The sequence below is a fragment of the Alcaligenes sp. Me129 genome (assembly GCF_050487245.1).
Taxonomy (GTDB): domain Bacteria; phylum Pseudomonadota; class Gammaproteobacteria; order Burkholderiales; family Burkholderiaceae_B; genus Alcaligenes; species Alcaligenes phenolicus.
The window spans coordinates 1-17036 of sequence record NZ_JBKQGX010000022.1; the positions used below are offsets into that span (position 1 = coordinate 1).

Annotated in this window: 19 protein-coding genes; 8 read left to right on the plus strand and 11 right to left on the minus strand. The window is 56.3% G+C overall.

What is annotated here, in order from left to right; genetic code table 11:
* A partial coding sequence (locus tag ACLPGZ_RS17595) for a hypothetical protein (RefSeq protein WP_429641754.1) occupies positions 1 to 375 on the minus strand: 375 nt, incomplete at its 3' end.
* A 133-nt stretch (positions 376 to 508) separates the two neighbouring features.
* On the opposite strand from ACLPGZ_RS17595, the gene ACLPGZ_RS17600 reads away from it, so the two are divergent.
* Positions 509 to 874 carry a DUF4870 family protein gene (locus ACLPGZ_RS17600; RefSeq protein WP_009459779.1) on the plus strand — a complete coding sequence of 122 codons (366 nt, stop codon included), beginning with the start codon at positions 509 to 511 and terminating at the stop codon, positions 872 to 874.
* 191 nt (positions 875 to 1065) lie between these two features.
* On the opposite strand, the gene ACLPGZ_RS17605 is transcribed toward ACLPGZ_RS17600, so the two are convergent.
* From ACLPGZ_RS17605 to ACLPGZ_RS17615, 3 genes are all read right to left on the minus strand, one after another.
* Positions 1066 to 1644 carry a hypothetical protein gene (locus ACLPGZ_RS17605; RefSeq protein WP_060186989.1) on the minus strand — a complete coding sequence of 193 codons (579 nt, stop codon included), beginning with the start codon at positions 1642 to 1644 and terminating at the stop codon, positions 1066 to 1068.
* An 18-nt stretch (positions 1645 to 1662) separates the two neighbouring features.
* Positions 1663 to 3108 carry a cryptochrome/photolyase family protein gene (locus tag ACLPGZ_RS17610; protein ID WP_239054588.1) on the minus strand — a complete coding sequence of 482 codons (1446 nt, stop codon included), beginning with the start codon at positions 3106 to 3108 and terminating at the stop codon, positions 1663 to 1665.
* A gap of 107 nt (positions 3109 to 3215) precedes the next feature.
* The gene (locus tag ACLPGZ_RS17615; protein WP_009459783.1) at positions 3216 to 3494 is read right to left on the minus strand and encodes an SWIB/MDM2 domain-containing protein; all 279 of its coding nucleotides are present in this window, start codon (positions 3492 to 3494) and stop codon (positions 3216 to 3218) included.
* Positions 3495 to 3812: 318 nt separating this feature from the next.
* Here ACLPGZ_RS17615 and pyrC point away from each other — a divergent pair, with 318 nt between their 5' ends.
* Both pyrC and ACLPGZ_RS17625 read left to right on the plus strand, forming a co-directional pair.
* Positions 3813 to 4871, plus strand: coding sequence for a dihydroorotase (gene pyrC, locus ACLPGZ_RS17620; RefSeq protein WP_035271903.1), 1059 nt, complete (start codon positions 3813 to 3815; stop codon positions 4869 to 4871).
* 87 nt (positions 4872 to 4958) lie between these two features.
* Positions 4959 to 5759 carry a hypothetical protein gene (locus tag ACLPGZ_RS17625; protein ID WP_083053146.1) on the plus strand — a complete coding sequence of 267 codons (801 nt, stop codon included), beginning with the start codon at positions 4959 to 4961 and terminating at the stop codon, positions 5757 to 5759.
* A gap of 4 nt (positions 5760 to 5763) precedes the next feature.
* Here ACLPGZ_RS17625 and ruvB read toward each other — a convergent pair whose 3' ends face one another.
* Positions 5764 to 6834, minus strand: coding sequence for a Holliday junction branch migration DNA helicase RuvB (ruvB, locus tag ACLPGZ_RS17630; RefSeq protein ID WP_003803078.1), 1071 nt, complete (start codon positions 6832 to 6834; stop codon positions 5764 to 5766).
* A 201-nt stretch (positions 6835 to 7035) separates the two neighbouring features.
* On the opposite strand from ruvB, the gene ACLPGZ_RS17635 reads away from it, so the two are divergent.
* Positions 7036 to 7995, plus strand: a complete 960-nt coding sequence (locus ACLPGZ_RS17635) for a threo-3-hydroxy-L-aspartate ammonia-lyase (RefSeq protein ID WP_088450737.1) — start codon at positions 7036 to 7038, stop codon at positions 7993 to 7995.
* 72 nt (positions 7996 to 8067) lie between these two features.
* Here the strand turns inward: ACLPGZ_RS17635 and ruvA are convergent, their stop codons facing one another.
* The 6 genes from ruvA to ACLPGZ_RS17665 form a co-directional block, all read right to left on the minus strand.
* A complete protein-coding gene (ruvA, locus tag ACLPGZ_RS17640; protein ID WP_035271908.1) occupies positions 8068 to 8649 on the minus strand; it encodes a Holliday junction branch migration protein RuvA in 582 nt (193 codons plus the stop codon).
* Positions 8650 to 8667: 18 nt separating this feature from the next.
* Positions 8668 to 9213: a crossover junction endodeoxyribonuclease RuvC gene (gene ruvC, locus ACLPGZ_RS17645; RefSeq protein ID WP_003803085.1), complete on the minus strand. Its 546-nt coding sequence runs from the start codon at positions 9211 to 9213 to the stop codon at positions 8668 to 8670.
* A gap of 1 nt (position 9214) precedes the next feature.
* Positions 9215 to 10807 carry a bifunctional phosphoribosylaminoimidazolecarboxamide formyltransferase/IMP cyclohydrolase gene (gene purH, locus ACLPGZ_RS17650; RefSeq protein ID WP_226349516.1) on the minus strand — a complete coding sequence of 531 codons (1593 nt, stop codon included), beginning with the start codon at positions 10805 to 10807 and terminating at the stop codon, positions 9215 to 9217.
* 26 nt (positions 10808 to 10833) lie between these two features.
* A complete protein-coding gene (locus ACLPGZ_RS17655; protein WP_003803089.1) occupies positions 10834 to 11073 on the minus strand; it encodes a helix-turn-helix domain-containing protein in 240 nt (79 codons plus the stop codon).
* 55 nt (positions 11074 to 11128) lie between these two features.
* A complete protein-coding gene (dusB, locus tag ACLPGZ_RS17660; protein WP_021446962.1) occupies positions 11129 to 12124 on the minus strand; it encodes a tRNA dihydrouridine synthase DusB in 996 nt (331 codons plus the stop codon).
* 96 nt (positions 12125 to 12220) lie between these two features.
* Positions 12221 to 13381 carry an FAD-dependent monooxygenase gene (locus ACLPGZ_RS17665; protein ID WP_035271914.1) on the minus strand — a complete coding sequence of 387 codons (1161 nt, stop codon included), beginning with the start codon at positions 13379 to 13381 and terminating at the stop codon, positions 12221 to 12223.
* Between the two features lie 126 nt (positions 13382 to 13507).
* Here ACLPGZ_RS17665 and ACLPGZ_RS17670 point away from each other — a divergent pair, with 126 nt between their 5' ends.
* From ACLPGZ_RS17670 to ACLPGZ_RS17685, 4 genes are all read left to right on the plus strand, one after another.
* Positions 13508 to 13957 (plus strand): TM2 domain-containing protein, encoded by a 450-nt coding sequence (locus ACLPGZ_RS17670; protein WP_226349517.1) that lies wholly within the window; start codon positions 13508 to 13510, stop codon positions 13955 to 13957.
* A gap of 340 nt (positions 13958 to 14297) precedes the next feature.
* Complete coding sequence (locus tag ACLPGZ_RS17675; RefSeq protein ID WP_003803097.1) at positions 14298 to 14633, plus strand: hypothetical protein; 336 nt, start codon at positions 14298 to 14300, stop codon at positions 14631 to 14633.
* 33 nt (positions 14634 to 14666) lie between these two features.
* A complete protein-coding gene (locus ACLPGZ_RS17680; RefSeq protein WP_009460099.1) occupies positions 14667 to 15521 on the plus strand; it encodes a cytochrome c oxidase assembly protein in 855 nt (284 codons plus the stop codon).
* 17 nt (positions 15522 to 15538) lie between these two features.
* Entirely contained in the window at positions 15539 to 17032 is a 1494-nt protein-coding gene (locus ACLPGZ_RS17685; protein WP_226349519.1) for a M48 family metalloprotease, read from the plus strand.
* Positions 17033 to 17036 lie beyond the last annotated feature (4 nt).

The following is a 17036-nucleotide window of genomic DNA, read 5'->3' on the forward strand; positions in this document are numbered from 1 at the left end:
GCCACCCCTCCTGGCCCGTTCCGGGCTGTTTATATTCCGTGTTCTTACCGACGCCGTTTGGCCTAAGCCTAGTAGGTCGGTTCTGGCATCTTGCCCCTGCACAAGAAAATTGACGTTCAATCCGTCGCTGCTTACCTGTAGGCTGGTCGGTCGTTCTACTCTTGCTGTACTGACGGTTTGTTGTTGAGACGCGGCGACAGACCACCTCTTCTTCTTCTTCTTCTTCTTCTTCTTCTGCTGCTGCTGCTGCTGCTGCTGTTTATGCTGCCGATTGCCCCGGGTAGTGACTCTAATCGGCATGCGCGGTGCCTGTTCTATGAGTGGCCTGCATAGCGTTTGTTTCTTCGGTAACTGCATAGAACGTGACTGGATCATAGAAGCGGCGTTTCATACGCCGCTTCTTCTACCTGGATGGTGGTAGCTCTGCCACTGTCATACGGTTAATGCTCAAAGTATGGGTAAAATAGTTCGGTATAGTTATTGTTAATGCTTGTTTCAGGAGAACCGAATGAATCAGCCCATTAGCCCCGAGCTTGAACCAGGCTTGTCGCTGCGCAAGATTACGCACATCTGCTATGGCTTGTTTTCTTTGGCTATGATCAGTGCAGGTATCTTCGGTGCTGCAGCTGTAGCAGCTGTGATTCTGGCTTACGTCAAACGCGGTGATGCATCGGGCACTATTTATGCCAGCCATCTGGATTGGGTCATCAAGACTTTCTGGTGGGGACTGTTGTGGGTGGTGTTGAGCGCTTTGCTGACGACCATCTTTATTGGTTGGGTAACCGCTCTGGTAGCCATGGTATGGATCATCCACCGTCTGATTAAAGGCTGGTTGGCTTTGGCAGGTGGCCAGGCTCTGGGCCACGACTACTAACGCGATCCCATTTCAGTAGTGTTCTGGCGTAGCCCAGAAAGAAATATTTAAAAGGTGCTCAGATGAGCACCTTTTTTTATTTGATGTTGCTTTGCTTGGGCTTGCTCAGATTTGGCCAGCATCTGCTTGGCTATGCACCCCGGTTCAGGCCCTTGGTCGGTGCGTTTCGCTTATCCCTGTTGAGGAAGACTTTAAGGTGCCAGCAGGTGGATCTGTTCGACATGCATATGATGCAGGCACTCACGCAGCAGCAAGAGGTAAATACCCAGGTTTTGATTATTGACCAGCTGATGGATATTTTCCAAAGAGCCCGCGTTGATCATTTTCAGGCTGACCGCTCCTTGGCTGGCTGCTGCATACAGGGTGAACAGGTCGTCAATCATGTCCCGATTAAGAGTGTGCTGCTCGCTGCCTTGGGCTTCTGTGAGCCAGACGCCAAGCTCTTCAGCAAACTCCCCAGCGGCAAACACCATGAACTGACGCAGATCCAGGCTGGCTGGCATGATCGCGTCTTCCACGACCTCGATAGCATGTTCCAACTGCGCTGCGCGCGAGCTGGAGTCTGCGAAACAGCTTGCCAAGAGCTGGACCCCACTAAGTTCCGGGAAGTGCTCGGTATGAACAGGGACACCTTTATGAGCCATGCTTATTTCGGCGTGATCGGAGCCGAAATCAAGGATAGCCACTTGTGCTTGAGGATGAGCGGTTTGCAGGTTTTGCAGTAATACCGGGGTACTGGCTGGAGGTGGTGGTCGGGAGCTGTCTGACATAAATATCCTTAAGGTATTTCAATCCGTTTGCTCTTGCTCTCCTGCTTGCTTGAATAGCGCCAAAGCAAGATGCCGTTGTGTGTCGTGATCCACGATGGGGGCCGGGTAATCCTGTCCCAGCCTGAATTCGATAGGAAGCTGCTTGGCCTGCCAGGGGGCATGCACGGCCTGCTTGTCCAGGGACGCAAGCTCAGGGACATAGCGTCGTATGAATTGCCCCTCTGGATCAAATTTACGCGATTGGGTGATGGGATTAAAGATGCGAAAGTAAGGCTGCGCATCACATCCGGTAGAAGCGGCCCATTGCCAGCCTCCCACATTGGAAGCCATATCGTAATCAAGCAGCTTCTGAGCGAAATATTGTTCACCCCAACGCCAGTCTATCAGCAAGTCTTTCACCAGAAAGGAAGCGCTGATCATACGGAGCCGGTTGTGCATATAGCCTGACTGGTTCAATTGACGCATGGCGGCATCCACAATCGGGTAGCCGGTCTGGCCTTCTTTCCAGGCCTGGAACCAGTCTTCGCGATTAGGGAAGGGCAGATCCTTGTAGGCGGGCTTGAAGCTCTCTGAGGCCGTTTCAGGGTGGTGCCACAGGAACTGCTGATAGAACTCGCGCCAGATCAATTCGCTCAGCCATGTTGCTGCGCCCTCGGAGTCGCTGGGCCAAGCTAAAGATACCGCCTGGCGGATCGAGAGGGTTCCAAAGCGCAGATGGGGGGCCAGATAGGAAACCCCTCGTTTGGCTGGAAAGTCTCGGCGCTCCTGGTAAGCGTGGATTCTGGGTTCGAATTCTTCCAGCAAAGTTTGGGCGCCTTGCCAACCGGCGGGGTTCAGCAGTTTTGCGCGAGACTCGTCTTGAAAGCCCAGTTGCTCCAAGCCAGGCAAGGCTTGCTCGGGCAGCGCGGCCCATTGGCCTTGCGAGCAGTCGTATGCTTGCACATGTTCAGATTGGATACGCGCCAGCCAATTGCGCTTGTAGGGCGTAAAAACCGTGTAGGGCTGCTTCTGTTGGGTCAGGATTTCATCCTGCGCAAAGATCACCTGGTCCTTGAATAGCTGCAGTTCCATGCCTTGTGAGGATAGAGCATGGCTGACAGCCCGATCCCGCGTGATGGCCGCAGGCTCGTAGTCCTCGTTTGTATAGACGGTTTTTGCATTCAAGCTGATCGCCAATTCTGGAATTTTCTGTACAGGGTCCCCATAAACCGTGATCAGATCACTGCCATTTTGACGCAGCTGCTCCTGAACCTGTAGCAGGCTGTCGTAGATAAAAGCCAGTCGGACATCATTGGCGGGTAAGGATTGCAGGATGGTGCTGTCAAAGACAAACACACAGGCTACAGGCAAACCACTTTTCAAGGCATGGTGCAAGGCAGCATGATCGTGCAAACGTAGATCACGGCGTAGCCAGCACAAGGCGCGTGGGGGTTGAGCGGGTGGGGTAGAGAATGAAATCGACATGAAGACGAGAAAGCAGCGGACTTGATGCCGCCAAATGAAAAAAGGGCCGCGGCTGAAAGCTCAGCGGCGCGGCCCGATATTGCCAGAGGTGCCTGGGCACCCCGTGCTTATTTCAGGTGAGCGCTGACCAGCTTGGTCAGTTCAAACATGGAGACCTGGTCCTTGCCGAACAAGGGGCGCAGCTTGGCGTCGGCATTGATGTTGCGACGGTTCTTGGGATCCTGGAGATCGTGTTTCTTGATGTATTCCCAGATTTTCTTCGTAACTTCAGTACGCGGCAGCGCGCCAGAGCCAATCACCGCAGCCAGTGTTGGGCTAGGAGTGAGTGGTTTCATGAAGGCTGCATTGGGTTTGCGGGTAGCAGGCTTTTTTTCAGTGCTGGCCATGAACGGAACTCCTGAGAAACGAGTTGAAGGGGCGGGTTATGCGCTAGGGCACGACTTGTCTGTCAGCATACCGTGATACTCCCGATACGTCCAAGTCCTTTGTGAGCAAGAGCTTTGCGGGTCTGTAAGCAGATTTTCCAGTGTTTACAGGCTGCTGCAACGCACTATGGATTTGGGTTCGGGATTCCCGTGCCAATCATGCGCAGCACAGGTAGCTGTAGCATAATGATGGATTCGGCCTACTGAAAGGCAATTGTGGCACCTGTTGCTTTATTGACGGTTCAAAGCACGGGCCTTTGTTTGATATTGAGTAAAGATATGAGCCCTACTGTGGATACCCTGGTCATTCGTCGTCCTGATGATTGGCATTTGCACCTGCGCGATGGCGCTGTGTTGGAATCGGTCTTGGGCCATACCGCGGCACAATTTGACCGGGCTATCGTCATGCCCAACCTGACGCCGCCCGTTACCGCAACGGCACAGGCTCTGGCTTACCGCGAGCGTATCCTGACCGCTTTGGCCAAAACTGAGTACGCAGGCAAGTTTGAGCCTTTGATGACCTTGTACCTGACCGACAATACTCAGCCAGAGGAAATTGTCCGCGCCAAGGAAAGCGGAGTTGTGCATGGCGTCAAGCTGTATCCTGCCGGTGCCACCACCAACTCCGACGCGGGCGTGACAGATTTGTTGAAGAACTGTTCCAAGGTGCTGGCTCAGATGCAGGAATCGGGTATGCCTTTGCTGATGCACGGAGAGGTCACAGACCCCAGCATCGACTTGTTCGACCGGGAAGCCGTATTCATCGAGCGTGTGATGATCCCCATGCGCAAGGCTTTCCCCGAACTGAAAGTGGTGTTTGAGCACCTGACCACGGCAGAGGGCGCTGCCTATGTGAGCCAGGCGGAAGGCCCGGTTGCCGCAACCATCACCGCCCATCACTTGCTCTATAACCGTAATGCTTTGTTCCAAGGCGGTTTGCAGCCACACTGGTACTGTTTGCCTGTCTTGAAGCGCGAGAAGCATCGCCAGGCTCTGGTTGATGCTGCCACCAGCGACAGCAATCGTTTCTTCCTGGGTACAGACAGTGCACCACACTCGCGTAGCCGCAAAGAACAAAGTTGTGGCTGTGCGGGCTGTTATACCGCACTGCACGCGATGGAGCTGTACGCATCGGCTTTTGACAAGGCTGGCCGTCTGGATCGCCTGGAAGCCTTTGCCAGCTTGAATGGCCCTGCTTTCTACGGCCTGCCCGTCAATGAAGGAACAATGACCTTGCAGCGCAGCCAGTTCACGATCCCCGAGTCTGTGGAGATGGCCGGTGAGCCATTGATTCCTCTGGCTGCCGGTCAAGCCCTGGACTGGAGTGTGGTGAGCTAAGGATGACAGAAGCCGCCTGGCTCCAGCGTCTTTACTAGCGCTGAGTCAGGCTGCTCTGGATACCTGGTTTCACCGCGAGATACCGTCGTGGAAACTGCTTTTCTTGATGTGGCGTGGTCTGCCTTGGCAGTCCGCATGGCCGCCACCGCTTTGGTTGTTGTTCTGGTGTCGTGGTCAGTGGGCGCATTTGGCCCATTGATTGGTGGTGCTCTGGCGGGTTTGCCCATGGTGTTGGGCCCCGGCTTCTATTTTCTGTCCCAGCAGTTCCCCGCCGATTATGTGCAGCAGGCGGCAACCTATGCCGTGTATTCGCTTAGTGCGACTCAGCTGTTTTTGCTGCTCATCATTCTTTGTGCTCCCACCTTGTCGCCTTGGCGTACCTTATTGTGTGCGGTCGCTGGTTGGGCGGTGGCCGCCTTGCTCTTGTCCTTCATGCCCGTGCAACCTGTGTTGGGGCTGGCTTTGTTTATTGCTGTGACTGCGTTCAGTTTGCGCGTGTCGCGTCGTCTGGCCGGCATGAAAGGGACCAGCAAAGCAAAAGCGGGTTGGGGCTTGCTGATATTCAGAGGGGCCTTGGCAGGACTTCTGGTTGCTATCGTGACCACCAGCAGCTCTTTGCTGGGGCCGAGCTTGTCGGGGCTGATCATGGCTTTTCCCATTGGCTATACCGTGGTCGCTGTGACCATTCACCAAACCTTGGGTGCAGCCAGCTTGGTCGCGACTTTGCGTTCGGCCTTGTGGGGAACAGGCAGTCTGGCAGGGTTTTGCACCACGCTGGCGTTGACCTTCACGCATTTACATTGGCTGACAGCCTTGCTGCTGGCTGCCGCCGTGTCGATTGCGATTACCTTGCTGTTGGTGTTCCGCCCCTGGGCTCGCCGGGGCTAAGCGCTTATTCTGCGTCGAACAGATCCTGACCCTGCGTGTTGCGTGGCGGCGTGAGCCCCAGGTGACGCCAGGTGTTCAGGGTAGCAATGCGGCCTCTTGGGGTGCGTTGCAAAAAGCCATGCTGGATCAGATAGGGTTCGATCACATCTTCGATCGTGTCGCGTTCTTCACCAATGGCAGCCGCCAGGCTGTCTACCCCAACCGGGCCACCGTCGAATTTATGCACGATGGCCTCCAGCAATTTTCTGTCCATCAAATCCAGGCCTTGTGGATCCACTTCCAGCATGGACAGGGCAGCCTGTGCGCATTCGGTATGGATGATGCCGCCGGTTTTGACTTCGGCGTAATCGCGTACTCGGCGCAGAAGTCGGTTGGCAATACGCGGGGTGCCACGCGAGCGGCGGGCAATTTCGTAGGTGCCTTCATCCGTCGTGCTGACATTCAGTAACCCGGCACTGCGCGCCACGATATGCGTCAGGTCTTTGACGTCATAAAACTCCAGACGGGACACAATGCCAAAACGGTCACGCAAGGGGTTGGTCAACATGCCGGCACGAGTCGTGGCACCGACCAGGGTGAAGGGCTGCAAATCCAGTTTGACGCTGCGTGCTGCCGGGCCTTCGCCAATCAGGATGTCAATTTGAAAGTCTTCCAGTGCCGGATACAGAATTTCTTCGACGACGGGAGACAGGCGATGGATCTCGTCAATAAACAGGACGTCGTTAGGTTCCAGGTTTGTCAGCAAGGCGGCCAGATCACCGGGGCGCTCCAGCACGGGGCCGGAAGTCTGGCGCAGGTTCACGCCCATTTCATGGGCAATGATGTGGGCCAGCGTGGTTTTACCCAAACCGGGAGGGCCAAACAGCAAGACGTGGTCCAGCGCTTCCTGGCGTTGGCGAGCAGCCGCAATAAAGATTTCCAGCTGTTCGCGCGCCCGAGCTTGCCCGACATAGTCCTCCAGCATCTTGGGTCGCAAGGCGCGTTCGATGGACTCTTCGTTGGGTGACAAGGGTTTGGGCGTAATGATGCGCTGTTCAGAAGGCAGGCTGGAGAGCGAATCGGAATGTATGGCCATGATGACTACGCTGATTGAATATACAGTATGGTACACCAAGCACCCACCGCCTGAGTATCAGGGCACATGGCAGTGTGCATGGAATGCGTGGGCAAATCGGTCATCCGTAGCAGCCAGGCTGGATTTGTCCGGCCAGCGCTAGGCTGCTTCGCATGGCATCGCGCATAATGTGGGTTGGAGTTTTTAATCGAGATTTTAGCCATGTCCCTGGAATTACCTGATTTTGCTGATGTTGTAGCCGCCGCTGAACGCTTGGCGCCTGTGGCACACCGCACACCGGTCTTGACTTCCGCAACCTTGAACGAGCGCCTGAATGGCGAAGTCTACTTCAAGTGCGAGAACTTTCAGCGTATTGGTGCTTTCAAGTTTCGCGGTGGGTTCAATGCGCTGGCGCAGTTGAACGAGCAGCAGAAGAAAGCAGGGGTCGTCGCTTTTTCCTCGGGCAATCATGCGCAAGCTGTGGCCCTGTCGGCCAAGCTCTTGGGGATACCGGCCACCATCATCATGAATTCGGATGCTCCGGCTGCCAAATTGGCGGCAACGCGTGGCTACGGTGCCAAAGTGATCGAGTACGATCGCTTGACCCAAGATCGTGCCCAAATTGCCCAAGAGCTGGTCGAGCGTGAAGGGCTGACCTTGATTCCTCCCTTTGCGCATCCTGATGTGATCGCGGGGCAGGGGACAGCGGCACTGGAGCTGTTTCAGGACGTGCCGGACTTGCAGCAGTTCTATGTTCCATTAGGGGGCGGTGGCTTGCTGTCGGGCTGCTTGCTGGCCGCCAAGGCCATGGCACCGGCTTGTGAAGTCTTTGGTGTTGAGCCGCAGGCTGGGGATGATGCCCAGCAGTCCCTGCGTAGTGGGGAGATCGTCAAGATTGCTCCGCCTGCATCGATTGCTGATGGGGCGCTGACCCAAGCTTTGGCACCCATGACGTTCGAGCTGATTCGCAGCATGATTACAGATATTTTGACGGTGCCTGATACCGAGCTGGTTCAGGCCATGCGTTTCTTTGCAGAACGCATGAAGATGGTTGTGGAGCCTACAGGTTGCTTGGGTGCCGCGGCGGTAATGCGTCAGGGTGATTTGCAAGGCCGCAAGGTTGGCGTACTGATCAGTGGCGGGAATGTGGATGTATCCGCCTTGGGGCGTCTGCTCGCTTGATAAATGGAATAGTTTAAAAAAGCCGGGTCGTTCATCTGAGCGACCCGGCTTCTTATACATCGCAGCTTGGTATCAAGCGCGTGACAGCGATTTCAACGCCTGTTTGATCCCTTCTGACACATCAATATCATCCGGCAAGGCTTTGACAGCAACACTGGCTTCTTTGTTGGAGTAGCCCAATGCTTCCAAAGCGTGCAGCACATCATCACGGCTATTGGGAACGGCGCTGACTGTACCGCCGCTGCCCAGGTCTGCACCCAGCTTGCCACGCAACTCCAGCAAAAGACGCTCGGCTGTTTTCTTGCCTATGCCTGGAATCTTGACCAGACGGGACGTTTCCTGGCGCGTAATGGCATCAGCCAGTTCTTCTGCACTCATGCCCGAGAGCAAGGACAGGGCGGTGCGGGCACCAATGCCCGTGACTTTGATCAGTGCCTTGAAGGTGCTGCGCTCGTTCAGGCTGGAAAAGCCAAACAGCACGTGAGCATCTTCACGAATAGCCAGATGGGTGAACAGATTGACCTGTGCGCCCAGCTCTGGCATTTGGTAGAGCGTACTCATAGGTACATCGATTTCATAACCGACCCCACCCACATCCACACAGATGGTAGGCGGTTGTTTTTCGATCAAGGTACCCCGGATGCGACCTATCATGACATTCCTTCTGGAGAGTTAACCCAAGATCCGGCCAGCGCGAATGCGACGGCGCGGCCCGGTGGTGATGGCTCCGCTTTTTTGCAGGCCGCCCACCACACTGCTGTGATGAGCATGACTGATGGCGCAGGCCAGGGCGTCGGCCGAGTCCGGTGCGGGCAGGCCGTTCAGCTGCAAGAGCCGCTGGACCATCAGCTGGATTTGTTCTTTGGCAGCATGGCCGCTGCCGGTGACGGTTTTCTTGATCTGCAACGCTGTGTATTCATGTACATCCAGGCCGCCTACGGCCAACGCACACAAAGCGGCGCCCCGTGCCTGCCCCAGCAAAAGGGTAGAGGCAGGGTTGCTGTTTACAAAGACTTTTTCGATGGCAGAGGTATCGGGCTTGCTTTGCTCAATCACCTCGGTGATGTGAGTCAGAATCAGCTTTAGCCGCTCTGCCAGAGGCAGATCAGGCGGGACCACGATGGTCCCGCTGGCCACATAGCGCAAGCTGGGCCCCTGGGCGTCGATCACTCCGAAACCAGTGCGACGCAAGCCAGGGTCTATGCCCAGGATTCGCATATTAGTGACGGAAGTGGCGTGTGCCGGTCAAGACCATGGCAATACCACGCTCGTTGGCGGCGGCAATGACTTCGTCATCACGCACGCTGCCGCCGGGTTGAATCACGCAGGTGGCGCCTGCTTCGGCAACTACATCCAGACCATCACGGAAGGGGAAGAAAGCGTCGGACGCAACCGCCGAACCCTGCAGGGTCAAGCCAGCGTTTTCAGCCTTGATGGAGGCGATGCGGGCAGAGTCCACACGGCTCATCTGGCCAGCGCCTACACCCAGGGTCATGCCTTGACCGCAGAACACGATGGCGTTCGATTTCACGTACTTGGCCACGTTCCAGGCAAACAGCATGTCTTGCATTTGCTGGGCGGTGGGCTGTACTTGTGTCACGACCTTGAAGGCTTCGGTGTTGTCGCGGAAGGTGTCGGGCGTTTGCACCAACCAGCCGCCGCCGACACGTTTCACGTCGAAAGCGTTGTGAGCCTGACCGGGCTGAATGCTCAGCACGCGCACGTTCTTTTTCGCGGCAAACACGTCCAGAGCACCTTGCGTGTAGGAAGGTGCCAGCAGCACTTCTACAAACTGGCTGCTGATCGCCTGGGCAGCGGCTTCGTCCACTTCACGGTTGAAGGCAATAATGCCGCCAAAGGCCGACGTTGGGTCAGTTTGGAACGCTTTGCGATAGGATTCCTCGGCGGTTTCGCCCAGAGCTACACCGCAAGGATTGGCGTGCTTGACGATGACGCAAGCGCCCGCGTCAAAGCTGCGGACACATTCCCACGCGGCATCGGCGTCAGCAATATTGTTGTAGGACAGTTCCTTGCCCTGTAGCTGCTTGTAGCGACCCAGCAGACCTTCGCCAATGGTGCCGTCTGTGTAGAAAGCCGCGCTTTGGTGCGGATTCTCGCCGTAGCGCAGAGTCTGTTCCTGTTTGAGCTGAATGGTCAGCACATTGGGCCAGGTGTTCACTTCGGGGGCGCTGTCCTGGGCAGGCTCGGCCTGAGCCAGGCTGGTGAGGTAAGCCGCAATAGCACCGTCGTAAGCGGCGGTGTGGGCGTAAACCTTGGCGGCCAGTTCCAGACGCAGGCCGTAAGAAGGGTGACCAGCAGGGCCATCCATATCAGCCAGTACGCGTTCGTAATCGACAGGGTCAATCACCACACAGGCGCCGCCTTCAGGCGTACCGTGGTTCTTGGCAGCAGCGCGCAACATGGCGGGGCCACCAATATCAATGTTCTCTACCGCATCGGCAAAGGTGCAACCCGGCTTGGCAATGGTTTCACGGAAAGGGTAGAGGTTGACGACCAGCAGATCGATACGGTCAATGCCGTGCTCTTCCAGAGTCTTCAAATGTTCGGCGCTGTCGCGACGCGCCAGCAGGCCACCGTGAATTTTTGGATGCAGTGTTTTGACACGGCCATCCAGAATTTCTGGCGAACCGGTGTGCTGGGCCACCTCGGTAACTGTCAGGCCAGCTTGGGCCAGCAGCTTGGCGGTGCCACCAGTGGATAAAAGCCGCACTCCGCGTTGGGCGAGTGCTTGGGCAAATTCGACAATACCGGTTTTGTCGGAGACAGAGAGAAGAGCTGTCTGGATTTTCATGGAAGGTGAGACGTGAGAGTTAGGAATCAGGGTTGCAGATTGTGGGCACTGAGCTTCTTGCGCAAAGTACTACGCGTGATGCCCAGCATTTCTGCGGCCTTGGATTGGTTGCCCGCGGATTTCTCCAGGGCAACTTGCAGGACAGGCCGTTCCACGCAGGAGATGACCATCGACAACAGATCGCGTGGCTCGGATTCGCCCAGATCGGCGAAGTAGCGTTCGAGGCGTTCACGTACGGACTGTTCTAGTGGGTTGGTCGTTGACATTTTTTTCTGAAGGTATACGTAGTACTTAAATACAAAAGAGCCACACAGCTGTCTGTTATTGCAGGTAGGGCTGGTCCAGGTCGCATTCTTGAAACCAGTGAGTAATGGCTTCTAATTGATCTGCACAGTTTTCGATACGATTAATCTGGTCCAGCCAGTGTCGGGAGTCCGGCATATCCGACAAATACCAGCCTATATGCTTGCGGGCAGTACGTACTCCAGTGTGCTGCCCATAGAAAGCGTAATGGTCTTGCAGGTGTTCGATCATGCAATCGCGCAGTTCGCCGAAGGTGGGGGCTGCACGATGTTCGCCATGTTCGAGGTAATGCAGGATTTCCCGGAAAATCCAGGGTCGTCCTTGCGCGGCTCGACCGATCATGACGGCATCCGCTCCGGTGTACTCTAGTACGAATTTTGCCTTTTCGGGACTATCGATATCCCCATTGGCGATGACCGGAATAGAGAGGCTGTTTTTGACTTCGCGTATGGTGTCGTATTCGGCGTGGCCCTGGTAGAAGTCGCAGCGGGTGCGGCCATGCAGAGTCAAAGCGGCGATGCCGATATCCTCGGCCAAGCGGGCAATACGAACAGCATTGCGCGATTGCGCATCCCAGCCGGTGCGGGTCTTGAGTGTAACCGGAACCTGGTAGGGAGTACATGCCTTGACAACGTGTTCAAGGATTTCAATGATGCGTGGCTCGTCACGCAAGAGGGCGGAACCCGAGGCCACGTTACACACTTTTTTGGCCGGACAACCCATATTGATATCAATGATGCGAGCGCCTTTGCTGATATTGAACACAGCGGCTTCGGCCATCATTTCAGGGTCGGAACCGGCAATCTGTACAGCCACCGGATCCGCTTCACCCTCGTGATTCAGACGTCGTGACGTTTTCACGCTGTCCCACAAGCGCTTGTTGCTGGCGGCCATTTCCGAGACGGCATAACCGGCGCCCAGCGTCTTGCACAGACGACGGTAAGGTCTGTCTGTGACTCCAGCCATGGGGGCAATGAAAATAGGGTTAGGAAGGGTCCAGGGGCCGATACGCATGGGGAAGATTTTAACCCTGCGACACGGGTTCGTGGGCAAGGACTTACAAGAAGAATAAGGGGTGGCCCCGCATCGGGGCCTGTAACGCAGGTGGGCCTAGGCGCGCATTCCTTGCAGCAGCTGCCGGGCAAATGGCTGCCGGGCGAAGGGCAGGGTGTCCATGGCCAACAGTCCCAGACCACATGCATGCTGGATCAATGGATTCCTGGTGGCGAACAGACGCGGCAAGGTGTCGGTGATGGCAGCGGTCAACCAGCGATCCGGGCGACGCAAACGGGCATAGCGGGCCAAAAAGGGATCGGGGTTCTGGCTGCAATCAGCTTGCCAGGCGGCCAGACACTGTGACAATTGTGCGACATCACGCAAGCCCAGGTTCAGACCCTGACCGGCAACCGGGTGCAAGGTCTGGGCGGCATTGCCTACTGCCAGCAGGCGTTCGGACAAGCGACTGGGGCCAGCATGAAAGGCAAGCGGGAAGATGTGACGCTTGGACACCAGCTCCAGATGTCCCAGGCGCTCTCCAAAGGCTTGCAGCATGGCGGCCTGGAACTCTTGAACAGGCAGCTCGGCCAAGGATTGGCTGCGTTCCGGGCTATTGCACCAGACGATGGCATATAGATCGGGAGCGTCAGGGTGGGGCAGAGCTGCAAAGGGGCCGTGCTCGGTGAAGCGCTCGTAGGCCCAGCCGGTTTGAGGCTGGCTGGCGCGCACCGTCGTCAACAAGGCATGTTGACCATAATCGCGTCGCACGCCGGTAGGGCGGACGCCATCACACTGTACGGCAATCAAGGCTGTGGCCTGACCCGCATCGTGGTCGACCAGAATCTGTTTGGGGGCGGAGTGGGTGCGGGCTTGCTGAGCGGGCAGTAGCGTAACGCCGCTGTCCCGGAGCCGGGCGTGCAAGGTCCAGAGCAAATCATCGTAATGAACCACGGCGCCCAGGTCAGGTACGCCCAGTTCGTCGGCCTGAATCAGACAGCGACCCAGGCGTCCTTTTTGGGAAACATGCACGGTGCGCATCAGGGCGGCACGCTCGGGCCAGGCTTTGAGCTGATTCAGAATCAGACGACGGCTGCCGTGATTGAGGGCCAGCGTGCGTGGATCGCCCTGAGCATGTTCGGTGCTGGCCAGATCGAAGTTTTTCCCCAGAACGGCAATGCGTGACGGGCTTGGGTGCTGGGCAGCCAGCATTAGCGCCAAAGATGCGCCTACGGGACCGGCGCCACAAATGGCGATGTCGTAGTCGGTGGCATTCATGGGGGACCTCATGACGGCAAGGAAGTAATTCAGGTATTGTACGGGAAGGTGGCTGTCAAATTGGCTTTAAGCAAATGACAGCTGTGCGCAATGGCTGGCAGCACAAGCCCGGATTGGATGCCCTGCATGTCTCAGCAGACTTTGTCATTTGAACAGACCAAACCTTTTCGCCATAAAGTCACCGCCGCGTGGCTGTCTCTTTTATTAGGTATGGTGGGTGCGCACCATCGCTATCTGGGCAGACGCTTTTGGTATGTCCCTTTGGTGTTTACTGGCCTGGCCATTCTGGGAACGCTGGTGTTTCAGCAGGGGCTGGATTCGTTATTTCCCAATTTGCTGATCTTGCCTGTCAGTGCCGGGATTATCGAGGCCGTCATTCTGGCGCTGCGTAGCCCCGAAAAGTTTGACGCCCTCTACAACCCGCAAAGCGATCAGCATAATCAGCATGGCTGGCCCAGTGTGTTGACGGCAGTGGTGTCTACGGTTGCCTTTGCCAACATCAGCCTGTTCTGGCTGGTACATATCATCATGGCCTTTTATCGCTACATGGGCTGGCTGGATTTGTCTGTGTATTAAACACATCAAGTGCCTTGTAAAGTAAAGGTTTTTCACAGGGCTGCCCTTGTGGCGCTGCCTTGCGCACGTTACAATACGGGTTCTTTGGTTTTATAGGAGCTGTGTGGTGAATCCCGACCCCGGCGACAGTGCTAGTCGATCTATGTTCGACCTATCTATGTCCAGGCGCGTTCAGGCCCGCTGATTCCTTCACAGCTTGCCGCGTCCTGGAAGTTTCAGGGCGTGGTGTCTCAGGCGGCTGTTCTGCTGCCTTAAATTCCCCGCCATTTCATTCTCTAGAAGGCCTTTGGCTTTCCGAATCCTGATGTGTTGCAACTTTTATGTGCAATAGGGGGAATGTATGCGTATTTTTGATCTCTTTTTGCGCCGTGCCGGCATCCAGGCTTCTGCCCTGCGTGCTCGTGCCCCTTTGTCCGTCTCCCGTTTGACGGTTGTCTGCCCTCGTGGCGATCTGGCCCAGATCCGGCGTCGTATTTACTCGGACCTGAATACCGCAGGCATCCGCGTGGCCAATGTGCAGGTAGACCATTCCGATACGCACGATACCGCGTGCGTGACCTTGACTTGCCCGCCTGAACTGCGTGCAGAACTGATGCAGCGTGCCCGACTGATTCGGGATTATCCCGGTGTGCTGAATGTGAAGTGGGCAGGGCGGGAGCGTATTGCTATAAACTAAACCGCAACTGGATTTGTTGCGGATGGCGCTGCTATGTCCTTGCTCGACTGGCTGACACCTTGGGAGTTTTCTCCTGTTCTGCTTTTGACCTTCTTGCTGGTCATCGCTTTGTACGTCCGGGGGCGGCAAGTACACCGCCCCAATCTTTTACGCCAGTCCTTCTTCTGGATTGGCCTGATTCTCCTCTACCTTTCCTTGCACACGCGCCTGGACTATTACGCCGAGCGCATGTTCTTCATCCATCGGGCCCAGCATTTGATCTTGCATCATCTGGGCCCCTTGTTCCTGATGGGTGCCTATCCCGGTCAAACCTTGCGTGCGGGGCTGCCGTTGAGCTGGCGGCGGGCTTTGGCTCAATGGTTGCGCCGACCCAGTGGCCGACGTGTTCAGGCTGTCCTGACCAACCCGATATTGGTCGCCTTTCTGTTTGTTTTCCTGGTCCTGATCTGGATGCTGCCTACGGTGCAGTTCTATTCCATGCTGGACTGGCGTTTGTACCGTTTGATGAACTGGTCTGTGGTCATCAGCGGGATCATGTACTGGAACCTGATTCTGGATCGTCGGCCTTCACCACCGGCCCGGCTGTCGGTGGGTGGGCGTATACTTTCGCCGGTTATTACGATGGTGCCACAGATGATTGTGGGCGCCATCATCACATTTACTGAATACGACCTTTATCCGATTTTCGATTTATGCGGTCGTGCCATTCCGGGTATGGATGCGCTGGCTGATCAGGTCATGGGTGGCCTGATTATGTGGGTGCTGGCCGGTCTGGTTGAAGTGTTTGGCCTTTTGTATGCCTTGGGCACCTTGATGCGCCTGTCAGCGCGTCACCGTTTGCCAGAATCTCGCAAGCGGACAAGCGCTATGATGGTCAGGGCCAATTGATTTTGTCGGGAGTATCCATGCAGTTTAAACCCGCCCGTTCCGCGCTTTCTCTATGTCTGGCTTTGTCGCTGGCTTTCGGTTCAGTGTTGCCTGTGCAGGCGCAGCCTGTGGGCATCCCTTCAATGGGAGCAGCTTCGGGTGCCGAGTTGTCTCCGGCTTTGGAGCGGACTTTGGGCAATGCCATCATGGAGCAGGGCAGGCGTTCACCCGACTATGTCTCGGACCCGGATATCAATCAGTATTTGACGGATATGGGCCGCAATCTGGCCCAGTACGGTCCTGCCATGGCGCAGCCAGTGACGGTATTTGCCCTGCGTGATAGCAGCATCAACGCCTTCGCCTTGCCCGGTGGCTATATCGGTATTCATAGCGGGCTGTTCACGGCTTCACAGTCCGAGTCCGAATTGGCCTCGGTGCTGGCTCACGAAATTGCCCACGTAGCGCAACGTCACGTGGCTCGCGGTATTACCCAAAGTGCGCAAAGCAACCATTTGCTGATTGCTGCTCTGGCCGGAGCCTTGTTGGGGGCCCTGGCGGGCAGTGGTGATCTGGCTATGGGGGCGGCTGCTTTCGGACAAGCAGCGGCCGTGGATAGGCAGCTGGGTTTTTCTCGTCAGGCCGAGCAAGAAGCTGACCGCGTCGGTTTCGAGATGCTGCTCAAGGCTGGTTATGAGCCACAAGGTATGGTGCAGATGTTTCAGCGTCTGGCCGCGGCTTCGCGTCTGAATGAGCGCGCGACAGCCAATGAGTACGCCAGCACTCACCCCATGTCTCAGCAGCGTGAATCGGACATCAGTAACCGGGTGCGCGGTCTGCCAGCCAGTAATTATCAGGACACCCCTTCGTTCTGGTATATCCGTGCGAAGTTGATGGTGATGCAGGCTGGGGGTGGGCAGTCCTTGCGTGTTCTGGAACAGGCGCTGCAAAGTACGAACCAGTCACAAAGTGATCTGGAGCGCTCTGCGGCGCAGTACGGTCTGGCCTATATTGCGCAAGGCCGTCAGGATTATGAACAGGCTCGTGCGCATCTGACCGAAGCGCGGGGACAGGGCAAATTCCAGGCTCCGGAGCTGGATACCCTGGGTATACGCATTGCGATTGCCGATCGAGATGTGCAAGGTGCTTTGAATTTGGCCAAGCAGGCCTGGCAGCGTTGGCCCAAGAGCCAAGGGGTGGCTTTGGCTTATGTGCAGGTCTTGCAGCAATTGGGGCAAAACGATCAGGCGCAGGCTTTCTTGATGGAGCGTATCAAGCAATGGCCTGATGAACCCCAGCTGCATCAGTTGCTGGCACAAACCTATGATCGTTTGGGCGACGGTGTAAAGGCCCGACGTGCCATGGCTGAGTACTATGAATTAGTGGGGGCTCTGCCTACCGCTGTGGAGCAATTGCAGCAGGCGCGCAATTTGACCCAGGACTTCTATCAGCAATCCGAGCTGGATACGCAGATTCGTCAATTGCGTGAACGTGTGGAAAGTGAGCGTATCTTGCTGGAGCGTTTCCGCTCCTGATGAG

What these genes read in the sequence shown, in the direction of transcription:
- ACLPGZ_RS17600 (WP_009459779.1), top strand. Translation starts at nt 509, where the DNA reads ATGAATCAGCCCATTAGCCCCGAGCTTGAACCAGGCTTGTCGCTGCGC.
- ACLPGZ_RS17605 (WP_060186989.1), bottom strand. Translation starts at nt 1,644, where the DNA reads ATGTCAGACAGCTCCCGACCACCACCTCCAGCCAGTACCCCGGTATTA.
- ACLPGZ_RS17610 (WP_239054588.1), bottom strand. Translation starts at nt 3,108, where the DNA reads ATGTCGATTTCATTCTCTACCCCACCCGCTCAACCCCCACGCGCCTTG.
- ACLPGZ_RS17615 (WP_009459783.1), bottom strand. Translation starts at nt 3,494, where the DNA reads ATGGCCAGCACTGAAAAAAAGCCTGCTACCCGCAAACCCAATGCAGCC.
- pyrC (WP_035271903.1), top strand. Translation starts at nt 3,813, where the DNA reads ATGAGCCCTACTGTGGATACCCTGGTCATTCGTCGTCCTGATGATTGG.
- ruvB (WP_003803078.1), bottom strand. Translation starts at nt 6,834, where the DNA reads ATGGCCATACATTCCGATTCGCTCTCCAGCCTGCCTTCTGAACAGCGC.
- ACLPGZ_RS17635 (WP_088450737.1), top strand. Translation starts at nt 7,036, where the DNA reads ATGTCCCTGGAATTACCTGATTTTGCTGATGTTGTAGCCGCCGCTGAA.
- ruvA (WP_035271908.1), bottom strand. Translation starts at nt 8,649, where the DNA reads ATGATAGGTCGCATCCGGGGTACCTTGATCGAAAAACAACCGCCTACC.
- ruvC (WP_003803085.1), bottom strand. Translation starts at nt 9,213, where the DNA reads ATGCGAATCCTGGGCATAGACCCTGGCTTGCGTCGCACTGGTTTCGGA.
- purH (WP_226349516.1), bottom strand. Translation starts at nt 10,807, where the DNA reads ATGAAAATCCAGACAGCTCTTCTCTCTGTCTCCGACAAAACCGGTATT.
- ACLPGZ_RS17655 (WP_003803089.1), bottom strand. Translation starts at nt 11,073, where the DNA reads ATGTCAACGACCAACCCACTAGAACAGTCCGTACGTGAACGCCTCGAA.
- dusB (WP_021446962.1), bottom strand. Translation starts at nt 12,124, where the DNA reads ATGCGTATCGGCCCCTGGACCCTTCCTAACCCTATTTTCATTGCCCCC.
- ACLPGZ_RS17665 (WP_035271914.1), bottom strand. Translation starts at nt 13,381, where the DNA reads ATGAATGCCACCGACTACGACATCGCCATTTGTGGCGCCGGTCCCGTA.
- ACLPGZ_RS17670 (WP_226349517.1), top strand. Translation starts at nt 13,508, where the DNA reads ATGTCTCAGCAGACTTTGTCATTTGAACAGACCAAACCTTTTCGCCAT.
- ACLPGZ_RS17675 (WP_003803097.1), top strand. Translation starts at nt 14,298, where the DNA reads ATGCGTATTTTTGATCTCTTTTTGCGCCGTGCCGGCATCCAGGCTTCT.
- ACLPGZ_RS17680 (WP_009460099.1), top strand. Translation starts at nt 14,667, where the DNA reads ATGTCCTTGCTCGACTGGCTGACACCTTGGGAGTTTTCTCCTGTTCTG.
- ACLPGZ_RS17685 (WP_226349519.1), top strand. Translation starts at nt 15,539, where the DNA reads ATGCAGTTTAAACCCGCCCGTTCCGCGCTTTCTCTATGTCTGGCTTTG.